The sequence below is a fragment of the Microbacterium sp. ET2 genome (genome assembly GCF_030347395.1).
Taxonomy (GTDB): Bacteria; Actinomycetota; Actinomycetes; order Actinomycetales; family Microbacteriaceae; genus Microbacterium; species Microbacterium albipurpureum.
Map to the genome: position 1 here is coordinate 247,696 of NZ_CP128170.1, position 20,762 is coordinate 268,457.

Annotated in this window: 20 protein-coding genes and 1 tRNA gene; 10 read left to right on the forward strand and 11 right to left on the reverse strand. The window is 69.1% G+C overall.

Annotation, left to right across the window (positions count from 1 at the left end; genetic code table 11):
* Positions 1–40 precede the first annotated feature (40 nt).
* The gene (locus tag QSU92_RS01290) at positions 41–997 is read left to right on the forward strand and encodes a hypothetical protein (RefSeq protein ID WP_289264391.1); all 957 of its coding nucleotides are present in this window, start codon (positions 41–43) and stop codon (positions 995–997) included.
* Here the strand turns inward: QSU92_RS01290 and QSU92_RS01295 are convergent.
* Genes QSU92_RS01295 through QSU92_RS01305 form a run of 3 tightly spaced genes read right to left on the reverse strand, consistent with a single transcriptional unit; the run spans position 991 to position 3,871 of the window.
* Positions 991–1,857 (reverse strand): type II secretion system F family protein, encoded by an 867-nt coding sequence (locus QSU92_RS01295; protein ID WP_289264393.1) that lies wholly within the window; start codon positions 1,855–1,857, stop codon positions 991–993. The two genes, QSU92_RS01290 and QSU92_RS01295, sit on opposite strands and share 7 nt — an antisense overlap.
* Positions 1,854–2,717 carry a type II secretion system F family protein gene (locus QSU92_RS01300; RefSeq protein WP_289264395.1) on the reverse strand — a complete coding sequence of 288 codons (864 nt, stop codon included), beginning with the start codon at positions 2,715–2,717 and terminating at the stop codon, positions 1,854–1,856. The genes QSU92_RS01295 and QSU92_RS01300 overlap by 4 nt, the downstream gene beginning before the upstream one ends.
* Positions 2,714–3,871: a TadA family conjugal transfer-associated ATPase gene (locus tag QSU92_RS01305; RefSeq protein WP_289264396.1), complete on the reverse strand. Its 1,158-nt coding sequence runs from the start codon at positions 3,869–3,871 to the stop codon at positions 2,714–2,716. The genes QSU92_RS01300 and QSU92_RS01305 overlap by 4 nt, the downstream gene beginning before the upstream one ends.
* A gap of 186 nt (positions 3,872–4,057) precedes the next feature.
* Between QSU92_RS01305 and QSU92_RS01310 the strand changes: the two genes are divergently transcribed.
* The 4 genes from QSU92_RS01310 (at position 4,058) to QSU92_RS01325 (ending at position 5,934) form a co-directional block, all read left to right on the forward strand.
* The gene (locus QSU92_RS01310; RefSeq protein WP_289264398.1) at positions 4,058–4,279 is read left to right on the forward strand and encodes a PLDc N-terminal domain-containing protein; all 222 of its coding nucleotides are present in this window, start codon (positions 4,058–4,060) and stop codon (positions 4,277–4,279) included.
* Positions 4,280–4,360: 81 nt separating this feature from the next.
* A tRNA-Leu gene (locus tag QSU92_RS01315) sits at positions 4,361–4,442 on the forward strand.
* Between the two features lie 66 nt (positions 4,443–4,508).
* Positions 4,509–5,294, forward strand: coding sequence for a DedA family protein (locus QSU92_RS01320; RefSeq protein WP_289264400.1), 786 nt, complete (start codon positions 4,509–4,511; stop codon positions 5,292–5,294).
* 55 nt (positions 5,295–5,349) lie between these two features.
* A complete protein-coding gene (locus tag QSU92_RS01325; RefSeq protein ID WP_289264401.1) occupies positions 5,350–5,934 on the forward strand; it encodes a carboxymuconolactone decarboxylase family protein in 585 nt (194 codons plus the stop codon).
* Positions 5,935–5,944: 10 nt separating this feature from the next.
* Here the strand turns inward: QSU92_RS01325 and ku are convergent, their stop codons facing one another.
* Positions 5,945–6,844, reverse strand: a complete 900-nt coding sequence (ku, locus tag QSU92_RS01330) for a non-homologous end joining protein Ku (RefSeq protein ID WP_289264403.1) — start codon at positions 6,842–6,844, stop codon at positions 5,945–5,947.
* A gap of 46 nt (positions 6,845–6,890) precedes the next feature.
* Here ku and QSU92_RS01335 point away from each other — a divergent pair, with 46 nt between their 5' ends.
* Positions 6,891–9,419, forward strand: coding sequence for an ATP-dependent DNA ligase (locus tag QSU92_RS01335; protein ID WP_289264405.1), 2,529 nt, complete (start codon positions 6,891–6,893; stop codon positions 9,417–9,419).
* Here QSU92_RS01335 and QSU92_RS01340 read toward each other — a convergent pair whose 3' ends face one another.
* The 4 genes from QSU92_RS01340 to murI all read right to left on the reverse strand — a co-directional run bounded on the left by QSU92_RS01340 (position 9,420) and on the right by murI (position 12,617).
* Positions 9,420–10,337 carry a cation diffusion facilitator family transporter gene (locus tag QSU92_RS01340; protein WP_289264406.1) on the reverse strand — a complete coding sequence of 306 codons (918 nt, stop codon included), beginning with the start codon at positions 10,335–10,337 and terminating at the stop codon, positions 9,420–9,422.
* A 97-nt stretch (positions 10,338–10,434) separates the two neighbouring features.
* Positions 10,435–11,034 (reverse strand): RdgB/HAM1 family non-canonical purine NTP pyrophosphatase, encoded by a 600-nt coding sequence (gene rdgB, locus QSU92_RS01345; protein WP_289264408.1) that lies wholly within the window; start codon positions 11,032–11,034, stop codon positions 10,435–10,437.
* A 2-nt stretch (positions 11,035–11,036) separates the two neighbouring features.
* Positions 11,037–11,780 (reverse strand): ribonuclease PH, encoded by a 744-nt coding sequence (rph, locus tag QSU92_RS01350; RefSeq protein ID WP_289264410.1) that lies wholly within the window; start codon positions 11,778–11,780, stop codon positions 11,037–11,039.
* Between the two features lie 9 nt (positions 11,781–11,789).
* The gene (murI, locus tag QSU92_RS01355; RefSeq protein WP_289264412.1) at positions 11,790–12,617 is read right to left on the reverse strand and encodes a glutamate racemase; all 828 of its coding nucleotides are present in this window, start codon (positions 12,615–12,617) and stop codon (positions 11,790–11,792) included.
* A gap of 58 nt (positions 12,618–12,675) precedes the next feature.
* Here murI and QSU92_RS01360 point away from each other — a divergent pair, with 58 nt between their 5' ends.
* The gene (locus QSU92_RS01360; RefSeq protein ID WP_289264414.1) at positions 12,676–14,013 is read left to right on the forward strand and encodes a nicotinate phosphoribosyltransferase; all 1,338 of its coding nucleotides are present in this window, start codon (positions 12,676–12,678) and stop codon (positions 14,011–14,013) included.
* Between the two features lie 4 nt (positions 14,014–14,017).
* Here the strand turns inward: QSU92_RS01360 and QSU92_RS01365 are convergent, their stop codons facing one another.
* Genes QSU92_RS01365 through QSU92_RS01375 form a run of 3 tightly spaced genes read right to left on the reverse strand, consistent with a single transcriptional unit; the run spans position 14,018 to position 16,722 of the window.
* Positions 14,018–14,281: a DUF3039 domain-containing protein gene (locus QSU92_RS01365; protein WP_124293512.1), complete on the reverse strand. Its 264-nt coding sequence runs from the start codon at positions 14,279–14,281 to the stop codon at positions 14,018–14,020.
* 48 nt (positions 14,282–14,329) lie between these two features.
* The gene (locus QSU92_RS01370) at positions 14,330–15,898 is read right to left on the reverse strand and encodes a hypothetical protein (protein ID WP_289264418.1); all 1,569 of its coding nucleotides are present in this window, start codon (positions 15,896–15,898) and stop codon (positions 14,330–14,332) included.
* Complete coding sequence (locus tag QSU92_RS01375) at positions 15,874–16,722, reverse strand: ABC transporter ATP-binding protein (protein ID WP_289265777.1); 849 nt, start codon at positions 16,720–16,722, stop codon at positions 15,874–15,876. The genes QSU92_RS01370 and QSU92_RS01375 overlap by 25 nt, the downstream gene beginning before the upstream one ends.
* Positions 16,723–17,587: 865 nt before the next feature.
* On the opposite strand from QSU92_RS01375, the gene QSU92_RS01380 reads away from it, so the two are divergent.
* The 3 genes from QSU92_RS01380 (at position 17,588) to QSU92_RS01390 (ending at position 20,748) form a co-directional block, all read left to right on the forward strand.
* Positions 17,588–18,280, forward strand: a complete 693-nt coding sequence (locus QSU92_RS01380; RefSeq protein ID WP_289264421.1) for a phosphocholine cytidylyltransferase family protein — start codon at positions 17,588–17,590, stop codon at positions 18,278–18,280.
* A 75-nt stretch (positions 18,281–18,355) separates the two neighbouring features.
* Positions 18,356–19,300: a hypothetical protein gene (locus QSU92_RS01385; protein ID WP_289264423.1), complete on the forward strand. Its 945-nt coding sequence runs from the start codon at positions 18,356–18,358 to the stop codon at positions 19,298–19,300.
* Between the two features lie 77 nt (positions 19,301–19,377).
* Entirely contained in the window at positions 19,378–20,748 is a 1,371-nt protein-coding gene (locus tag QSU92_RS01390; protein ID WP_289264424.1) for an HNH endonuclease, read from the forward strand.
* The last annotated feature ends 14 nt before the right edge of the window (positions 20,749–20,762 follow it).

Sequence of the window (20,762 nt, forward strand, 5' to 3'; positions counted from 1 at the left end):
TGGACAGGTGGTCCCGTTGGACTCGGCGTCACTTCCCTCAGTGAACAACGAGGGAGCGCAGATCGCCGTCAATTGGCTTGGCGACGTCGTCATGCCCGTCGGCGTGCTGCTGATCTCTCTGGCCGTGTCAATCGGAATAGCGGTTGCAAGCGCCACGGCAGCGCGTCGAGCGGTCATCTTTCAATATGACATCCGCTATTCCGACGAGTTCCTTGCCGTCCTTGAGGTCGAACAGGCCTATCGCATGTTCGATCCTGACCAGGGCGAGGCGTACAGCCGAGCCTCCCGAGTCAATCAAGCCCGGGTGCGATTCTCCTCTCGCGCCTCTGGCAACGCCGATCTCTTCTTGGCTGCATACCTAAGCAAACAGGAGCAAATCGTTTGGGCAGCACAAAGGCGTTACTTCGACGAGCTCAGGCTGCTCCGTTCTGGCGGGATGCCTCCAGTAAGCGCGGCCCTCGCCGCCCTAGACGAAGAAGATCGCGCTGAGACCGGACGCGCTCTCGCTCGCATGCAACGCATCGCTAGAGACTGGCCTTTCGAAGATCGAAGGCGGACGATCCTCGAGAGGATCGCGCGATCCCACATGCTGGATTGGCACAAACCTCCTGAGGATCCCCAGCTCGCGATCCGAAGGCAGATGTTGCACGCGCGACCGAGTCGGATTTTCCTCGTCCAGTGGGCCCGCGAATTCACTGTCTGGGTGCAGGGTTGGCGAGAGACGGTCCGCTTTGGGCGAACCCGCAGTCGAGTCCGCGACTGGCTCCGCGGACGTGTGGAGACGTCGCTGAGCAGGGCAGACATGCGGCGTCAGTATGTGGCGGCCAAGGCGGCGCGGCGCGAAACGATCGAACTTCGAAGATTGCAGGAACTCGCGGGCGAGTACTACTCGCAGATGCGACAGGAGGTGCCGTTCAGATTCGTCGAAGTACCACCGATGCCGAGGCGGAGTGCGCGTCCACGGCGCCGACCGCATTGGAATGAGGATCTCTATTGAGGGTTGCGTGGCACGAGCATGGCGATCTCATTTCGCCCCGCTCGTTCGATGAGAGAGCGCTTGGCGTCCTCTCGGGCGTCGAGCGCCTGCGCGTGCAGCACCTGCGCCAGCGGCGCACCGCGGTCGATGGCGGCCACGAGGTGATCGACAGCGCGTGAGACGGCGGGGGAATCCACGCGCGCCGCCATATCTGCGAGGGCGTCCGAAAGCGACGATCCGGTTCCCACGGCGACGACCGCGCCGCGCAGCTCGATCGTCAGGTCGCCGCCCGGAAGGTCGCCCACGCGGCGCAACGCGTCGAGGATGCCCTCGCCTGCAGAAAGGCACAGCGCGAGGAACTCCAGCACGGTGGGGAGTTCTTCCTCGGTGCGGGCACGCCGGTGCCGAGCCGCCCGCGACAGCTGCAGGTCGCACGCGGCAGCCCCCGCCGTCGCGAACAGCGGGGGAAGAAGCCCCACTGCGGGTGATCCGCGGCCGGTCAGCATGAGCACGACGACGACCACCGCGCCGACGGTGAGCCCGGCCAGGGCGAAGCCCAGCTGGCGCCCGCGGAAGCTGGCGACGTCGCTCGTCGACCCTGCTTGGCGGAGGCGTCGCTCCACCGACACGGACCCAGCCAGTCGCGCGGCGAGCGTCTCCAGCACCCGTTGCCGGATCGCCGCCAGATCGTCGCCGAAGCCCGCCGTGAGAGGCGTGGCGCCGATCGGATCGGTGATGTCGCGGATGTACGGGGCGATCCGCTGGCTGAGCGAGGCCGATCGCCAGCGCGGAGCGCGCGAGAGAAGGAGCAGCACGCCTGCCCCGAGGGCGACGCCGAGCACCACCGCAAGCGACGCGTCGGTCAGGGCGAGGGTGGTCATCGCGCCCACCTCCGGGCCTCGGGGAGACGGCCGATGCGCAGCATGATGCGGAACGCGATCACCGACACGACCGCACCGCCGACGATCAGGATCATCCCCTCCGCCGTGGCGTACGCGGCAGCCCCCTCGGGGCGCAGCGCCAGAAGGGACAGGATGACCCAGGGAGCGGCGGCACCGAGGACCGCGGCTCCGCGGATCCACGACTGCCGCGCGTCGACCTCGGCGCGAATTGCCGCGTCGGAGCGAACCGACGCCGACAGGGCGCGCAGAACGGTGGTCAGCTCCGTGCCACCGACCTGACGGGCCATCCTCAGCGTTTCGATGACCCGATCCGCCACGGGGTCGGCGAGGCTGTCCTTGAGCGCGAGCATCGCCGAGTCGAAGTGCCCTGATGCCGCCAGATCCCGTGCGAAGCCGCGGAAGTTCGGACGGAGGGCGAGCGGAGCCGACTCGGCCAGGCTCGCCACCGCATCGGGGAGCGACATGCCCGCCCGCACTGAGGCGACGAGGAGGTCGCACACATCGGGCCAGAGCGACCGTCGGGTCTTCCTCAACCGGTCGCGCCGGGCCCGCACCCACCAGTACGGGGCGATCGCCGTCCCGGCGAAGGCCGCGAGCGCGAGCGGCAGCACGGTCGTGACGAGGAATGCCGATGCGGCGACCACGACGGCGAGCAGCACCGCGACAACGGCGAGCGCGAGCGGAGTCCCGCGCGCGAACCCGGCCTCCCTCAAGAGCTGGGTCGTCCGGCCGCCCTCCGCCGTGGAGGCCGGTCTCTTCTCGTCGGTGGCAGGCCAGAGCCAGGGCGACAGCGCGAGCAGGATCCCGGCGGCCAGCACGCCACCCCAGAGGAGCGTCATCGCTCCCCCGCTCGGTAGAGGACGCGTGATTCGACCACACCGTCGCGGACACCGGTGGGCTCCACGATCTCTCCCACGCGACGGCGTCCGTCCACCGCCCGCTCGCAGTGGACGACCAGGTCGACGCCCTGGGCGACGGCGGGCACGACGAAGGCCGCGTCGATGTTGCGGCCCGCGAGAAGCGGCAGCATCGAGAGCTTCACCAACGCCTCCGGTGCGGAGTTCGCGTGGATGGTCGCTGCCCCCGGCACACCGGTGTTGAGTGCGAGGAGCAGGTCGAGCGCCTCGGCGTCGCGCACCTCGCCCACGACGATGCGATCGGGCCGCATCCGCAGGGCCTCCTTGACGAGTCTGCGAAGCGTCACTTCGCCCGTTCCCTCCAGGCTGGGCTGTCGGCCCTGCATCGCCACGAGGTCGGGCGCCGTCACCGCCAGCTCGAACGTCTCCTCCACGGTGACGATGCGGTGGGCACGGGGGCTCGCGGCGACCAGCGCACCGAGCAGCGTCGTCTTGCCGGCGTGGGTCGCTCCCGACACCAGGACGCTGCGCCCCTCCCCCATCGCTCGCCGGAGCAGCTCCGCCGCGTAGGGCGCGAGGGAACCGACCTCCACCAGTGCGTCCAGATCGCGATAGGCCGGGAGGAACTTCCGGATGTTCACAGCCCAGTGCCGCCGCGTGATGTCGGGGATGACCACGTGCAGGCGACTGCCGTCGGGAAGCGACGCGTCGACGAATGGCTGGCTGAGGTCGACCCTGCGGCCGGTCGCGTGCAGCATCCGTTCCACCAGATCTCGGACCGCCGTGTCGGTGAGGTGGAGGGGAACCCGCTCAGGCACCCCTCCGCGCGCCACGTACACCCGGTCAGGAGCATTGATCCACAGCTCTTCGACGCCGGGATCGTCGAGATAGGCCTGCAGGGGACCGTAGCCGGTGACCTGTGCGACGACGTCGCGGACGGCACCCGACTCGTCGTCGATGGTGGCGAGCCCCCGGGCGAGGGCGTAGTCGTTGTGGCGGCGGACCTCGTCGGCGGCGATCCGCGCCGCCGCATCCGGGTCCTTCGTCGGATCTGCGCTCAGCGCACGCAGCCGGTCGCGAACGCGGGCCACGACGACAGTGGTCGGAGCCTCGTCGAGACGTGCGGCGGAAGTCACCGGAGCATCCTTGCAAAGGGCCGAAGAGAGGTGCGGATGTTATCCACAGCCACGTCGAATGCGGTAGACGGGTGCGCGAACGACCGGGAAGCGGCAGGATATCCATCAGCGACCATCGCCGGAGGGACCACCATGACGCATGCGGCCGACGCGAGGACAACCTCGGGCTCTCTGAAGGATTCACCCGTGGCGCAGGCCGCGAAGACAGCGGTGGCAGCGGCGCCCGCGGCGCGCGCGGCGCTGGGACTCCTCGGTATCGTGCAGGCCGCATTCGCGTTCCTGGCATTCTGGGACCTCGCGCATCGAGACAGCCGGCAGGTCACCGGACCGAAACCCATATGGATACCCGTCATCCTGGTCAACTGGATCGGGCCGGCTGCCTACTTCCTCTTCGGAATCAAGCGCTGACCCGAGGGTCACCAGAGCGCGGGGGCTCTCGGGTTTTCCCCATGCTCGCGCGGGAATCGCTCGCCTAGACTGATGCCACCCGCGGGAGTGGTGAAACTGGCAGACACGCAGGATTTAGGTTCCTGTGCCTCCGGGCGTGTGGGTTCAAGTCCCACCTTCCGCACGCGCATCCCGTTTTCCACGGCGAGATGCGCCACCCCTGCCGCCGCGACCACCCGACGGGACTCACGTGTACACCGTTCCCACCGCTCTCATCCCCTGGCTCGATCCCGCAGCGATCATCGCCGCGGCTGGGCCCTGGGCCCTCGCCGTGGTCTGCTTCATCGTGTTCGCCGAGACCGGCCTCCTGGTGGGGTTCCTGCTCCCCGGGGACACACTGTTGATCATGGCGGGGCTTTTGTCCCACCCCTCCGACGTGGCACCCAACGGCGTCTTCGGCATCAGCGCGTGGTGGGTGGCGCTCCTGATCGGACTCGCCGCATTCGTCGGTGGTGAAGTCGGATATCTCATCGGACACAAGGGCGGTCCGGCGGTGTTCGAACGGAAGGAATCCGGCGTCTTCAGCCGACGCAACGTCGAGCGGACCAACGCCTTCTTCGAGCGGTGGGGCGGGCTCACGATCATCCTGGCCCGCTTCGTGCCGATCGTCCGCACGTTCGCGCCCGTCGCGGCCGGCGTCGGCCACATGGCGTGGCACCGCTACACGCTCTACAACTTCATCGGCGCGGTGATCTGGGGCTTCGGGCTGACGATGATCGGCTACGGCATCGGCTTCATCCCGGGCGTCGGACAGTTCGTGACCGACTACATCGACGTCATCCTGCTGGTGGCGGTCGGCGGAACGGTCATCTTCATCGTCTGGCACTACCTGTCCGAACGCCGCAAGGCCAAGAAGGCCGCGGCGGCGGGCGAGGACACCGACACCGACCCCGTCGAGGCGCGTCAGCTCGTCCTCGACCCCGATGTCTTCCAGCGCGGTCCCGAGCACCGCTCGGGTACCACCCCCGACGCCTGAGCGACGTCGACCAGCCGCCCTTCCGCGTGCAGGGCGTCGGGCGTACCCTCGGCGCATGACCGTCATACGGACACCCGCCGAAGGCGAGGTCCAAGGTGCAGCCGCCAGGCTGTATGCCGATGACATCGAGAGCCTCGGCTACGTCGCGAGCCACACCAGGGTCACCGCCCTGAATCCCGACGCCCTCGCCGCGTTCGAGAGTCTCATTCGCGCCGTCGTGCCGAGCCTGGGGATGCGCCGGTACGAACTGGTGACGCTCGCGGCCGCCGGCGCGCTCGGCTCGACCGCCTGCCGCGCCCATCACGGCGTGAAAGCCTTGGGCTACATCGACGCAGACGAGCTCGAACGCATCGCCCGCGACTATCGCAACGCCGGGCTCGCCCCTGACGAGGTCGCGATGATGGCGTTCGCCGAGAGACTGAGCGGGGATTCGGCGTCGATGACCGAGCAGGATGCCGCGGAGCTGCAGCGGGTCGGATTCAGCGATCGCGAGATCGTCGACATCGCCTTCGCTGCCGCAGCGCGCAACTTCTACAGCCGGTCGCTGCATGCCCTCGGCATCGAACCCGACATCCCCCCCTCCCTCCCGGCGTCGCTGCGCGACGCGCTTCTCGACGGGATGCGCACGCGCGAAGCGTGACGACGGGGTCCTACGAGGCCTTCGCGGTCTTCTTGCGGGGCGTCTTCTTCTTCGCGGAGCCGCCCGATTTCGCCGAACCACTCGTCGTGCCCGACTCGGTGTCGTCCTTCTTGCCCGACCGAGCCGCGCGCGAGCGCTCCACGCTCGCGCGCAGCGCCTCCATCAGGTCGATGACCTCACCGCCACCCTCGCCCTCATCGTCGGTGGCGAAGGTCTCGGCCGTGTCGATGGCGTCGCCCTGCTCGATCTTGGCCTTGATGAGGGTCCGAAGCTCCTCCTGGTAGTCGTCGGTGAACTCGGTCGGGTCGAAGTCGCTGGCGAAGCTGTCCACGAGCGCGGCCGACAGCTCGAGCTCTTTGCCCGAGATCTTCACGTCCTCCTCCAGCGACGGGAACGCCGCCTCGCGCACCTCGTCGGACCACAGCAGCGTCTGCAGCACGAGCACGTCACCGCGCACCCGCAGCGCGGCCAGCCGGGTCTTCTGCCGCAGCGAGAACCGCACGATCGCGGTGCGATCGGTCTGCTCCAGCGTCCGACGCAGCAGCACGTACGCCTTCGGCGAGGCGGAGTCGGGCTCGAGATAGTACGCCTTGTCGAACAGCAGCGGGTCGACCTGCTCGCTCGGGACGAACTCCACCACGTCGATCTCGCGGCTCTTCTCCGCCGGGAGCGCGTCGAAGTCGTCCTTGGTGAGGATCACGGTCTGCGCTCCGTCGTCGTACGCACGATCGATGTCGCTGTAGGGCACGACCTCACCGTCGATCTCGCACACGCGCTGATATCGGATGCGCCCGCCGTCCTTGTTGTGCACCTGATGGAGCGACACGTCGTGGTCTTCGGTCGCCGAGTACACCTTGACCGGCACGTTGACCAGCCCGAACGTCAGCGCGCCCTTCCAGATCGACCTCATCTCACCAGTGAACACCTGTCACACCGCTCACGGCTACCCTTGCCCCATGCCCGGCGATGAGCAACTGGTCCGCATCGGCGGCCGCCGGCTGCGTCTGACGAACCTCGACAAGGTGCTCTACCCCGGGACGGGGACGACCAAGGGCGAGGTCATCGCGTACTACAGCCGCATCGCACCCGTGCTGCTCCCACATGTGGCCGGAAGGCCGGTGACCCGCAAACGCTGGCCGGAGGGCGTGGGAACCGACGCGCACCCGGAGATGTCGTTCTTCGCCAAGGACCTCGAGCCGGGCGCCCCCGACTGGGTGCCGAGAGTGCCGATCCCGCACTCCAGCGGCACGAAGGAGTACCCGCTGGTCGAGGACCTCCCGACCCTGGTCTACCTCGCACAGGTCGCCAGCCTCGAGCTGCACGTGCCGCAGTGGCGCTTCACGGCCGACGGCGAACGCGGCGACGCGGACCGTCTGGTCCTCGACCTCGACCCCGGCCCCGGTGTCGGCCTCGCCGAGTGCGCGGAGGTGGCGCGATGGGCTCGCGACATCCTCGCCCCCATGGGACTCGAACCGTACCCGGTGACCAGCGGCAGCAAGGGTCTGCAGCTCTACAGCGCCCTCCCGCCCGGCCAGACGAGCGAGGGTGCGTCGCGCCTCGCGCACGAACTCGCCCGGTCGATCGAGGCCGACCACCCCGACCTCGTCGTCAGCAGCATGAAGAAGGCCGTCCGCGACGGGCGGGTGCTGATCGACTGGAGCCAGAACAACGGCTCGAAGACCACCATCGCTCCGTACTCGCTGCGCGGTCGGACACATCCGACCGTGGCGACGCCACGCACGTGGAGGGAGCTGGACGACCCGGGGCTGCGACATCTTCGGTTCGACGAGGTTCTCGATCGGGTCGAGGAGATGGGCGACCCGCTCGCGGCGCTCGATCGCGACGCCCCGCCCGCCTCCCGCCAGGACGGCGGTGCGCCACTCACCGCCTACATCGCCAAACGCACAGCCGGCGCCACGCCGGAGCCCGTGCCCTCGGTGCCGGCCCCCCACGCGACGCCGGCCGACGGGCTGCCGTCGTTCGTGATCCAGGAGCATCACGCCTCGCGTCTGCACTGGGATCTGCGCCTCGAACGCGATGGCGTGCTGGTCAGCTGGGCGGTGCCCCGCGGCATCCCGCACTCCACAGCCCGCAACACCCTTGCCGTGATGACCGAAGACCACCCCATGGAGTACGCCACCTTCGAGGGCACCATCCCCGCCGGGCAGTACGGAGCCGGAACCATGACGATCTGGGACACCGGCCACTACGAGCCCGAGAAGTGGCGCGATGACGAGATCATCTTCACTGCCGAAGGCCGCCCGGGCGGACCGCTCGGGCGGGTGCGGCTCGCGCTGATCCGCACCGGAGGTCAGGGCGAGAAGTCCAGTTGGCTCGTGCACCGCATGAAGACGGATGCCGCGGGCAGGCCGCAGGCGGATGCGCAGCCGGTCACGCCGTCGCCTCCTCCGTCTCGCTCCCTTCCCGCCGAGTCGCAGCAGATGCCCGCAGCGAGTGAGCACGACCTCGATGCTCTCCTCGGTGCCGCGCCGGATGCGTCGTGGCCGCCGCACGCACGAGACCTCGCCCCCATGCTGTCGACATCCGCCGGCCCGGACCGCGCACGCTCGGACGCCGCGCGATGGGGGTCTCCAGCGTGGGCCGAGGCGAAGTGGGACGGCATCCGTGCCGTCGGCGTCTGGGACGGTCGCCGTCTGAGGCTCTGGGCCCGCAGCGGCAATGAACTGACGGCGCGCTATCCCGAGATCAGCGGCGTGGACGCCGGGCTCGGCGAGAGTCCGGCGATCGTCGACGGTGAACTCGTCGCCCTCGACCACGGCCGCCCGAGCTTCCCTCTCCTCCAGACCCGCATGAATCTCGCGCGCGAGGGCGACATCGCGCGCGAGGCGGGACGCACCCCCGTGCACTACTACCTCTTCGACGTGCTCGTCGCAGAGGGGAAGGATGTCACCGGGCTGCCGTTGCGGCAGCGGCGAGCGATCCTGGAGCGCCTCGCTGCGTCATCCGTTCCCGCCATTGTGACGCCACCGGTGTTCGAGGACGTCGACATCGCCCTCGAGACCAGCCGGCGGCTGCGACTGGAGGGCGTCGTGGTCAAGGACCCGGGGTCGACCTACCGGCGGGCGGCACGGTCGGAGTCGTGGCTGAAGGTCAAGCTGACCCGCACCCAGGAAGTCGTCATCGCGGGGATCCGGCCGGGTCAGGGCGGCCGGGCCGGCACCTTCGGCTCCCTCCTGCTCGGCATCCAGGGCGAGGATGGGCTGCGGTACGCGGGACGTGTCGGAACGGGCTTCAGCGACCGCGAGCTCCTCGCGCTCCAGGAGCGTCTCACCCCCCTGGTCACGGATCAGAACCCCCTCGTGGGCGTGCCCGCCGCCGATACCCGCGGGGTGCGGTGGGTTCGCCCCGAGCTGGTGGCCGAGGTCGAGTTCGGCGAGTTCACCCCGACGGGCATCCTGCGTCACTCGCGGTGGCGGGGACTTCGTCCCGACAAGCATGCCGAAGCGGTCGTCCGCGAGGACTGATCAGGCGTGGGCGTCGTGCTCGACGTGCCCGGCGCCCTCGACCTGGAACGTCGAATGGGCGACGTCGAAATGCTCGGAAAGGCAGCCCTGCAGATCGCGCAGCACAGCGTCGGACCGGCCGTCCGCAATGACGTCCGGTGTGACGACCACATGCGCGCTGAAGACCGGCGCACCGCGCGTCAGCTGCCAGACGTGGACGTCGTGCACGTCGACGACCCCCGGTGTGCCGAGGATGTGGGCGCGGATGTCGCGGACCTCCATGCCCCGCGGGGCGGCTTCACTCAGAACGGAGGCGACTTCCCGGAGGAGGGCGACCGCCCGCGGCACGATCATCGCCGCGATCGCGAGGGAGGCGATCGCATCGGCCGGCGCCCATCCGGTCAGGAGGATCACGACCGCGGCGATGATCACCGCGATCGAGCCGAGCAGATCGCCGAGGACTTCGAGGTAGGCACCGCGGACGTTGAGGTTCGTCTTCTGAGCCGCACTCAGCAGCCACATGGCCGCACCGTTGGCGATGAGACCGATCACCGCGACGACGAGCATCACACCGCCTGCGACGTCGACCTCGGCGGGGTTCAGCAGCCGGGAGACGGCCTCGATGCCGACCCAGACCGCGAGGATGATGAGGATGACGCCGTTCGCGAGGGCTCCGAAGACCTCGGCTCGCTGATAGCCGTAGGTACGACGGTCGGTGGCGGGGCGTGCCGCGACGACCGCGGCGAGGAGAGCGATGACGAGCCCCGCCGCGTCGGTGAACATGTGCGCCGCGTCGGCGATAAGTGCGAGGGATCCGGAGAGGATCGCCCCGACCACCTGGACCACCATGACGGTGGCGGTGATCCCGAGTGAGACGGCCAGGAGCCGGCGGCTCGAGGCGCTGCGCCAGCCGCCGGCGGGCTCGGGATGGTCGTGCACCCCTCCAGGCTAGATCCGCGGAAGGTTCGCGGTGAGCCGGGCGCGCCTGTCGGGAATGAGAGTCCTTTTCAGCCGATGCCGACCCCGTCGCGCGGGTTCAGAGGACCGACAGCAGCGGCGCCAGGCGTTCGAATGCACGGGCTCGATGCGACTGCGCGTTCTTCTCCCGCGCTTCCCACTCGCCGACTGTCCGTTCCGAGCCGGTCGGCTGCGCGTCGGGGATGAAGATCGGATCGTAGCCGAAGCCGCCTGTCCCCCGTTCAGCGGTCGCCAGGCGTCCCGGCCAGATGCCCTCCACGGTCTCCTCCTGCCCGCCCGGTACGACGAGGGCGATCACCGAGACGAACTGCGCCGCACGGTGGGGGTCGCGGATATCGGAGAGCTGATCGAGCAGCAGCGTCCGGTTGGCGGCATCGTCTTTGCGATGCCCCGCCCAGTAGGCCGAGAACACCCCCGGCGCTCCTCCGAGCACATCGACGCGGATGCCGGAGTCATCGGCGAGAGCGGGAAGACCGGTGTGGCCGGCGGCAGCTCGCGCCTTGATCAGCGCATTCTCCGCGAAGGTCACTCCGTCCTCGACGGGCTCGGGACCGTCGTACCCCGATACCACGAGGTCGGGACGCACTCGCGCGACGATCGCCTGGAACTCGGCGACCTTGTGGGCGTTGTGGGTGGCGAGGACGATCGGCCGCGGCATGCTCAGTCCTCGCCTGCGCCCAGCGCTGTCGACTGGATCTCGCGGAGGTCGGCGCAGCCGGCGAGGGCGAGCTCGAGCAGGGCGTCGAGCTCGCGCTTGTCGAAGGGCGCGCCCTCGGCCGTCCCCTGCACCTCGACGAAGAGCCCGCGGCCGGTGACGACGACGTTCATGTCGGTCTCGGCACGCACGTCTTCGACGTAGGCCAGGTCGAGCAGCGGCTCGCCGTCGACGATGCCGACCGAGACCGCCGAGACGGAGTCGTGCAGCACCTCCGCGCGCTGACCGATGAATTTCCGCTCGCGACCCCAGGAGATGGCGTCAGCGAGGGCGACGTAGGCGCCGGTGATGGCGGCCGTGCGCGTACCGCCATCGGCCTGCAGCACGTCGCAGTCGATCACGATGGTGTTCTCACCGAGCGCCTTGGTGTCCACGACCGCACGCAGCGCACGGCCGATCAGGCGGGAGATCTCGTGGGTGCGGCCCCCGATCCGGCCCTTGACGCTCTCCCGGTCGTTGCGATCGTTGGTTGCGCGCGGGAGCATCGCATATTCGGCGGTCACCCACCCCTTGCCCTTGCCGGTGAGCCAGCGGGGTACGCCGTTGGTGAAGGACGCGGTGCACAGCACCCGGGTTCCGCCGAACGAGATCAGAGCCGACCCCTCAGCCTGGGTGCTCCACCCCCGCTCGATCGTGATGGGGCGGAGGTCGTGGGGGCGGCGACCGTCGGTGCGGGTGATCTCGGACATGTGTCTCCTTCAGGCCCGGGGTGCGGGCAGGTCGATGGCGCCGGTCTGGACGAGCCGCACGTCGCGCACCTCGCGTCCCATCAGGCGGTGGGCGAGGCGCACGAAGTCGTCGGCCGAGGCGCCCGTGGCCTCGTACACGTGACGCGCGACCGCGTCGGGGCCGGCGAGCAGGTCGCGGCTGACCAGCTGACGGTAGACGTCCTTCGCGGTCTCGGTATCGCTGGAGACGAGGCTCACGCCCTGTCCCATGACGTAGCTGATCGCTCCCTCGAGGAAGGGATAGTGCGTGCACCCGAGCACGAGGGTGTCGACGCCGGCATGGCGGAGCGGAGCGAGATACTCCTCGGCGGTCGCCAGGACCCGAGGGGTGTCGGTCTCGCCCGCTTCGACGAAGTCGACGAACGCGGGGCAGGCCTGGGCGAACACCTCCAGCCGCGCGTTGACCTCGAGCATGTCCTGGTAGGCGCCCGAACCGATCGTCCCGTCGGTGCCGATGACCCCGATCCGACCGTTGCGTGTCGTCGACATCGCCGTGCGGACAGCGGGTCCGATCACCTCGACGACCGGCACGTCGTAGCGTTCGCGGGCGTCGCGCAGCATCGCGGCCGACGCGGTGTTGCACGCGATGACGAGCATCTTCACGCCCTCGTCGACGAGCGTGTCGAGGATCTCCAGGGCGTAGCGACGCACGTCGGCGATGGGCTTGGGCCCATAGGGCGAGCGCGCGGTGTCGCCGATGTAGAGGATCGACTCGCGCGGCAGCTGCGCCGAGACAGCGCGGGCGACGGTGAGACCGCCGACCCCCGAGTCGAAGATTCCGATCGGCGCATCGTTCACGATCATCCAGCCTACGCCGCGGCGCCCCGGCCTCGAGCCCGTCGATAGAGTGACCGCCATGAGCCCTTCTGTCGTGCCGTCCAGCGCGCTGCTGACCGATCGATACGAGCTGACCATGCTCGACGCGGCCCTCCGGGACGGGACCGCCGAGCGACGTTGCGTGTTCGAGCTGTTCGGCCGGCGCCTTCCCGGCGCGCGCCGTTTCGGCGTGGTCGCCGGTACCGGCCGGTTCCTGCAGCTCCTCGCCGACTACCGCTTCGGTGACGACGAACTGCGGTTCCTCCGCGACCACCGGGTGGTGGATGCCGCGACCCTCCGCTTCCTCGAGCAGTACCGATTCACCGGCACGATCCACGGTTACCGCGAGGGCGAGGCCTACTTCCCCGGCTCGCCGATCCTCGTGGTCGAAGGCACCTTCGCTGAGGCTGTGGTTCTGGAAACCCTGGCGTTGAGCGTGATGAACCACGACTCCGCGGTGGCCACCGCGGCCGCCCGCATGAGCGTCGCCGCCGGGGACCGACCGCTCGCCGAGATGGGGTCGCGGCGGGCGCAGGAGCGCTCGGCGGTCGCTGCGGCGCGGGCGGCGTACATCGCGGGTTTCTCCGCGACCAGCAACCTCGAGGCCGGCCGGGAGTGGGGCGTCCCGACGATGGGGACGGCCGCGCACTCCTGGACCCTGCTGCACGACACCGAGGAGGACGCCTTCCGGTCACAGGTCGACGCCCTCGGCGTCGAGACGACGCTGCTCGTGGACACGTACGACATCCAAGCGGGGGTGGAGACCGCGGTTCGCGTCGCGGGGCCCGAGCTCGGCGGGGTGCGGATCGACTCGGGCGACCTCCCCGCCGTCGCCGCCGCGGTGCGCGCGCAGCTCGACCGTCTCGGTGCCACGCGAACGAAGATCACCGTGACCAGCGACCTCGACGAGTTCGCGATCGCCGCCCTCGCGGCCTCACCCGTGGACTCTTACGGGGTCGGAACCTCCGTGGTGACCGGGTCGGGATCCCCGACCGCCGGCATGGTCTACAAGTTGGTCGCACGACAGGATGCCGCGGGCGGCTGGGTGCCCGTCGCGAAGGCCTCGACCGACAAGGCCTCCCGTGGCGGCCGGAAGGCGGCCTTCCGCACCTTGGAGTCGGGCACCGCGACATCCGAGCTCATCGCGGTCTCCGACGGATTCGAACAGATGGCGACCGACATCGATCACCCGGATGCCCGGCCGCTGCAGGTGGTGCTGCTCGAGGCCGGTGACACTGATCCGTCGGCGTTGGGATCCGACGGGGTCGCCCGTGCCCGCGCGCATCACGCCCGCGTCCGCGAGGAACTCCCCGTCACGGCGCTCGCACTCAGTCGCTCGGATCCGGCGTTGCCGACGGTCTTCGTCGACGTCGCGTGAGCGCTCAGACCATCGATTCGTAGATCTCTTTGCAGGTCGGGCACACCGGGAACTTCTCGGGGTCACGGCCCGGCGTCCACTTCTTCCCGCACAGCGCGCGGACGGGCTTGCCCGTCATCGCCGACTCGAGGATCTTGTCCTTCTTGACGTAGTGCGAGAACCGCTCGTGGTCTCCCGGCTCGAGGCTCTCTTCCCGGATGAGCTCTTCGAGTTCGCGGTCGAGGGTGGCCAGGCCGCCCTGGTCAGGGCTGTCGAGGGGCGTGCTCATGAGGGAAAAGTGTACCCTCGCGGCCGGACGCCCGGCAGGATCGAGCGCTCACGACGACTCGGCGAACTCCATGATGCGGCTCCCCCGCCGCTCGAAGACGGCGGAGCCCACCGCGATGCCGACGATCGCCGTGAACCCACCGATCGCAAGGCCGCCCCAGAGCGCGAGGGTCGTCGCCTCCTCGTCGCCTCCGAGAGACAGCCACCCCCACCACGCGACGGGGGCGCTCAGCAGCATCGCGCCGATCATGACGAACGCCTGTGCGAGTGCTCCCCCCGATCCGGTGCGCTGCGGCTGCTGGAAGGGACTGTCTCCGGGACGGGTCACCGGGTAGGGCCAGGTCGCCGACGTGATACTCGACAGCCCGAGGCCGCACAGGAACAGCGCGGCGCAGAGCCCGGTCATCGCCGGCAGCGCCGACCACCGGCCGTGGAGCGAGATGCTGATGGGAACCGCGACCGCCAGGAGAACGACGCCGATGAGGATGATCGGGACAAGGCGCCCGATGCGGTCCGATGCGCCGCGGACCCCGCTGCCGATGTGCATCCAGACAGCCGTGGAGTCGTACGCGAGGTCGTTGTGCGGCAACCAGCCGAAGAAGAGTGCGGCCACAGGCACCGGTACCAGCACCGCGATCTCGAGTGGGACACCCGCCACCAGGAGGGGCACCACGGTGAGCGCGGCGGCCACCGGGATGACCAGCACGTTGACCAGGTAGCGCCTGTCGGTGAGCCAGTAGAGCAGGCTTCGTGCGGCGATGGCGCCGCCCGGAGTGCCCGGGGCGACCGCGAACCAGCCGAGACCACCGCGCTCCCGTCCAGTCAGCGGACGCTCGGACGTGGTGAGCAGGGCCCGAACCAGCCAGAACCACAGCGCGGCGAGTGCAGCGACAGTGAGGAACGCGACCAGGAATGACAGCGGCGCGGCCTCGGCCCCGGTCACGACCAGTCCGGGGAAGGCCCACGCCGCACCGAGGGGTGTGAGGGCGAGGATCTCGACCGCTTCGGACAGCTGAGACGGAACGGTTCCGCGCCACTCCAGCGAGGCGAGGAACACGCCGACGGGCACGACGACCACGAGTACGGCGAGGATGAACAGTCCGGTGAGTTCGCGAGAGCGACGCTCGCGCAGGAGATGGGAGGTGACCGCCATGCCGACGCGCGCGAGCAGGGCGCAGGTGATGACGGCGAGCATGATGCCGAGCCCGATCGCCCACCACGGCGCGCCGAGCTCGCCCCAGGTGACGCCCGCGGCGACCGCGAGAGCGATCAGCGCCGCGATCGGGACGCTCACCAGTCCGGCAACCGCGAGCGTCGCGGCAAGCGGTGTCGGCGCGAGCCCGAGAACGGCGAATCGGCGGGGATCGAGAGGATCCGAGACCGAGGCCACAACCGGCGCGAGCGCGAACCCGAGAGTGACTCCCGAACCCCCGAGAACGGTCACAGCGAGCACGACTCCGGCGCGCGCGTCGGCGAGTGTCAGCAATGCCCAGCAGCCGGCCACAACCGCCGCGACGAGCACGATCGATCCGAGGATCATCCGGGTGAGGTGGCGTCGATCGCCGCGCAGGGCGCCGATGACGAGAGCGATCCTCAGTCGGAGAACGTGTGCAACCACTCCAGGCCTTCCACATCGCTCAGGCCTCCGGCCAGTTCGATGAAGCGCTGCTCGAGCGTCAGTTCGCCGCGCACCTCGTCGATGGTGCCCTCCGCCAGCACCTGACCTGCCACGATGACCGCGACCCGCGAGCAGACCCGCTCGACGAACTCCATCCCGTGACTGGACAGGATGACCGTCCCGCCGTGCGAGACGTAGGCGGACAGGATGTCGAGGATCACCGCGCTGGAGACCGGGTCAACGGACTCGAACGGCTCGTCCAGCACCAGGAGCCGCGGCGAGTGGATCAGCGCGCCGGCGAGCATGATCTTCTTCACCATCCCGGCCGAGTAGTCCGACACCACGCGGTGCAGAGCGTCGGTGAGGTCGAATGCGCGAGCAAGGTCGGCGGTTCGCGCCTCGACCACCGACGAGGGAAGCCCCCGGAGCACGCCGTAGTAATAGAGGAGCTGACGTCCCGTGAGTCGGTCGAACGTGCGCAGCCGGTCGGGCAGCACCCCCATGACCTTCTTGGCCTGCAGGGGCTTGGCTCCGGCGTCGACGTCGCCGATGCGGATGGTGCCCCGATCGGGGCGCAGCAGACCGGCGATCATCGACAGAGTTGTCGTCTTGCCCGCACCGTTCGGGCCCACCAGACCGTAGAAGGTGCCGGCGGGGATCGTGAGGTCGATCCCATCGACGGCGCGCGTTCCCCCGAACGACTTCGACACACCGCGCACCGTGAGGGCCGCGTGATCGACGTCGGGCTCGGGGAGGTCCAGGCTGTCCGCGAGTGAGAGCGGCGCGCTGTCCCTGAGACGAGAGGACGCGGTCTCCTCCGACATCTCATCGGACTCGGGCTCGGGCTCGGCGACGGTCGGCTCGGGGCTCGAGGACTGTTCGACCGGAGTGTCGACAGCCAGCACTTCCTCGGCGCGGCCTTCCTCGACCGGGGACTCTTCTGCGGGGGTCTCCTCGACCGAGACCGTCGCGGGAATCACGGGAAGGGGTGGGCGGGGCGGGATGATGATCGCGTCATCCCGCACCGCCGGCAGAGGCGGCACCGGAGGAACGACGAGGGCGGCGGGAGGTGACGCGTCCGGCCCCGCCTCTGGCGCGGCGACGACATCCGGCGCGTCGGCGCCCGAGCTGTGCGGAGCGCGAGGTGCGGTCGCGTTCTTCACCGCGGTGTTCTCGGCCGCACTGTCCTCCGTGGCAGGAGCCTTCTGCGCAGGCGTCTTCCGTGCGGGAGTCTTCCGCGCGGGGGTCTTCCGCGGCGCGCTCTTCCGCGGCGCCCGAGGTGTTCGCGGCGAGCTCTGAGCGCTCTGCGCCTTCGCCGGTCCCGACGCGGCAGGTGCGGTCACTTCCGGGGCGGGTGGCTCCGCGTCATCCTCGGGATCGGATGCCGCCAGGGGCGGAACAAGCTTGATCTCGACCTCGCGCGCCACAACGCCGTGGTCGTCACTGTCGGCGCGAGCCGTGTCAGCGTCGTCGGGCATCGGGAGTGAGGGAGTCACTGCATCACGCTATCAAGCGCATCCGATTCGGCGAACGGGTTGTGAGGGAACCGTCATTGTTCGATATATCACAAACCTGCAACGACGGGAAGGTATTATGCCTGCTCACAGGGGATATGGCTACCATCAGATGGGCACAACGGAGTGTCCAGTCGGTTAACCGACAGTGAACCACACACTCCAGGAGCAGATCTTGACCGTTCAGACCGTAATTCTCGCCGCGGGCATGGGCTCGCGACTCGGCCGCAGCCTGCCCAAGCCGCTGACGGAGCTGAACGACGGCCGCAGCATCATGCAGCAGCAGCACGACAACATCCGTGCCGCATTCGGTGATGATGCGCGCATCACCACGGTGGTCGGCTACCGGGCCGAGGCCATCGTCGATGCCTTCCCGAACGTGGACTACGTCTACAACGACCGGTACGACCAGACCAACACGTCGAAGTCGTTGCTTCGCGCTCTGGGCGCGACCGGTAGGGGCGGCGTGCTCTGGATGAACGGCGATGTCGTATTCGACCCGCGCGTGCTCGGCCGGGCGATCGACCTCATCGAGAACGACCGTTCCTTCGTCACCGTCAACACCGCGAAGGTCTCCGACGAAGAGGTCAAGTACACCCTCGGCGAGGACGGCTTCGTCAAGGAGCTCTCCAAGACCGTTTCCGGCGGAATCGGCGAGGCTGTCGGCATCAACTACATCTCCAGCCGTGACAAGCGCGCGTTCATCCGCCAGCTGAACCGCGTCGCCGACCAGGATTACTTCGAGCGCGCGCTCGAACTGGCGATCCTCGAGGACGGACTGCAGCTGCGGGTCATGGACATCTCGGATCTGTACGCGGTCGAAGTCGACTTCGCCGAAGACCTCGAGCGGGCGAATCTCTACGTCTGACCCCCCCGCCTGAGGCCCAGCTGCCCGAAGTCAACACCCAGGGGGCTGACGAGACCGGCTCGTAGGATCGCCGTCATGGCTGAGAAGGTGCACCGCATCCACTCGATGACCGATGACGCCCCGTGGCACGGGGGCCTCCCACCCGCGGGGTCGGACGAGCACCCGCACGTCGTCCGTCTTCTGGATCGGGTCATCGCCATCCAGCGTCCCGTGGTGCTCGCGCACCTTCGCAGCATTCGACTTCGCCACCCGGATGCGACGCCGGCGCAGATCATCCGCATCCTCGAACGCCGCTACCTCGCCGCCGTCACCACAGGCGGGGCGGCGGTCGGAGCGACCGCTGTCGTACCGGGCGTCGGCACTGGTGTCACCCTCGCCCTGAGCGGAGTGGAGACGGTGGGTATCCTCGAAGCGACGACGCTCTTCGCACAGTCGATCGCCGAGGTGCACGGGATCGCCGTTGCCGACCCCGACAGGGCGCGAGCGCTCGTCCTGACCCTGATGCTCGGCACCGAAGGTGTAGACCTCCTGCGCCAGCTCGCTCAGCAGGCGAGCGGCAAGGGTCCGGGCCGCGACTCGTACTGGGGCGAGATCATCACGAAGTCCCTTCCTCGCGCGGCGGTCGGGCCTCTGGCCGACCGCTTGAAGTCGACCTTCGTCCGGCAGTTCGCCGCCCGCGGGGGTGCGAGCTGGTTGGGAAAGGCGCTCCCCTTCGGCATCGGCGCCGTCGTGGGAGGCGCGGGCAACCACATCCTCGGTCGACGCGTGCTCGTCGGTTCCCGACGCGCCTTCGGGCTGCCGCCGGACATCCTGCCGGCCGACGTGGAGCCGCGGCCCGGGGCACGGCGGGTGGAGTCTGCGGCTGTGGGTGGCTTGAGACGCGCGGGGGTGTTGGTCGCCGGAGCGACCGGGACGATGGCGCGCGCAATCAGTCCGGGACGCCAGAGGCGCGGGACGGAGCAGCCGGTCGACGCGACTCCCCCGCAGGACGGTGAGGAGGAGGGAACAAACGAAATCTGACTCGGACCGACATTCCGTTCAACCTGGGGTTGAGAGTTTCGGGTTCGGATGTCGGAGGTCGATGCCATGCTTCATACATGCGTTCGAACCCGCGGCTCACCCTCCTCAGTGACGAGGACCGGAGTGAGCTGACCGGCGTTCTCACGCGGGTGGAAGCCGCTCAAGAGGCGCTCGCGGCCGCGGAAGCCGAGCAGACCCGCGCGCTCGCCGAGGCGGGGGCGTTCGCGGCACGGCTGGCGGAGGGGTCGTCGGTGGTGGTGCGGGACAGGGATATGGCGTTGCGGGGTGTCGCGGCCGAGATCGCCGCAGCGGTCCGACTGTCGGACCGGTCGGTGCAGCGCCAGATCGATAGTGCGTTCGCGTTGGTGAACGACTACCCCGCGACGGTGCACTGCCTCGAGAAGGGGCTGATCACCCGCGCGCATGTCGCGGTGGTCGAGGATGTCGGGCGGCGGCTGCCGATCGAGCTGAAGGGCGAGTTCGATCAACTCGCTGCCGAGATCTGTCTGGACGAGACCCCCGGGCGGGCTCGTGCGGATTTGGAGATCATCGCCGAGCGGATGCACCCCAGGTCGCTCACCGAACGGCATGGGGAGGCGTTCCGGCAGCGGAAGATCGTCCGGTACTCGATCGGGGAGGGGATGTCGGAGTTGCGGTCTGTGCATTCCACGGTGCTGATCGAGGGGATCTTCCAGCGGGTCACCGACCAGGCGAATGAGGTCATCGCCGCCCGGGAACCGGGATCGGGCGACACCCGGTCCCTGGACGAGGTCCGGGCCGACCTGTTCACCGACATGCTCCTCACCTCCACTCCCGCGATCGACCCCACCGGCGACCAGCCGGGAGGGCTCGGAGCGATCACGGCGAAGGTGCAGGTCGTGATCCCCGTCATGGCCCTCATGGGACAAAGCGACGTCCCCTGCGACCTCGCCGGGGTCGGACCCATCGACGCGAAGACAGCCCGGCTGCTCGCAGGCAACAGTCACGGGACGTGGGAGCGGCTGCTGACCCACCCCATCACCGGGTTGACGATGGCGGTGGACACCTACCAGCGCACCAAACCGATGGACCGATTCCTCAAAGGCAGGGACAAACACTGCCGGTGGCCCGGATGCCGCATGCCCGCCCGCAAATGCGAAGTCGACCACAACCATGACGCCGCCCTGGGTGGGAAAACCGAGATCTGCAACCTCTGCTGCCTGTGCCAAAGACACCACAGCATGAAACAGTTCACCGCCTGGAAAGTCCGACAACTCCCCGGTGGAGTGATGGAGTGGACCTCACCCACCGGGCGGATCCACATCGACAACCCACCCGGTCACGGGGTGCACTTCACCCCGGAAGAGGATCTCCCGGATGATCTGTGGGCGAAGTGGACGAATCCCGGCCTGGAGTTCCGGATCACCGACGAACCCGCCGACAACCCCCACGAACCCGCACCCTTCTGAACGCGTAGACGCGC

What these genes read in the sequence shown, in the direction of transcription:
- QSU92_RS01295 (WP_289264393.1), bottom strand. Translation starts at nt 1,857, where the DNA reads ATGACCACCCTCGCCCTGACCGACGCGTCGCTTGCGGTGGTGCTCGGC.
- QSU92_RS01300 (WP_289264395.1), bottom strand. Translation starts at nt 2,717, where the DNA reads ATGACGCTCCTCTGGGGTGGCGTGCTGGCCGCCGGGATCCTGCTCGCG.
- QSU92_RS01325 (WP_289264401.1), top strand. Translation starts at nt 5,350, where the DNA reads ATGACCGTCATACGGACACCCGCCGAAGGCGAGGTCCAAGGTGCAGCC.
- ku (WP_289264403.1), bottom strand. Translation starts at nt 6,844, where the DNA reads ATGAGGTCGATCTGGAAGGGCGCGCTGACGTTCGGGCTGGTCAACGTG.
- QSU92_RS01335 (WP_289264405.1), top strand. Translation starts at nt 6,891, where the DNA reads ATGCCCGGCGATGAGCAACTGGTCCGCATCGGCGGCCGCCGGCTGCGT.
- rdgB (WP_289264408.1), bottom strand. Translation starts at nt 11,034, where the DNA reads ATGCCGCGGCCGATCGTCCTCGCCACCCACAACGCCCACAAGGTCGCC.
- rph (WP_289264410.1), bottom strand. Translation starts at nt 11,780, where the DNA reads ATGTCCGAGATCACCCGCACCGACGGTCGCCGCCCCCACGACCTCCGC.
- QSU92_RS01360 (WP_289264414.1), top strand. Translation starts at nt 12,676, where the DNA reads ATGAGCCCTTCTGTCGTGCCGTCCAGCGCGCTGCTGACCGATCGATAC.
- QSU92_RS01365 (WP_124293512.1), bottom strand. Translation starts at nt 14,281, where the DNA reads ATGAGCACGCCCCTCGACAGCCCTGACCAGGGCGGCCTGGCCACCCTC.
- QSU92_RS01375 (WP_289265777.1), bottom strand. Translation starts at nt 16,722, where the DNA reads ATGTCGGAGGAGACCGCGTCCTCTCGTCTCAGGGACAGCGCGCCGCTC.
- QSU92_RS01385 (WP_289264423.1), top strand. Translation starts at nt 18,356, where the DNA reads ATGGCTGAGAAGGTGCACCGCATCCACTCGATGACCGATGACGCCCCG.
- QSU92_RS01390 (WP_289264424.1), top strand. Translation starts at nt 19,378, where the DNA reads ATGCGTTCGAACCCGCGGCTCACCCTCCTCAGTGACGAGGACCGGAGT.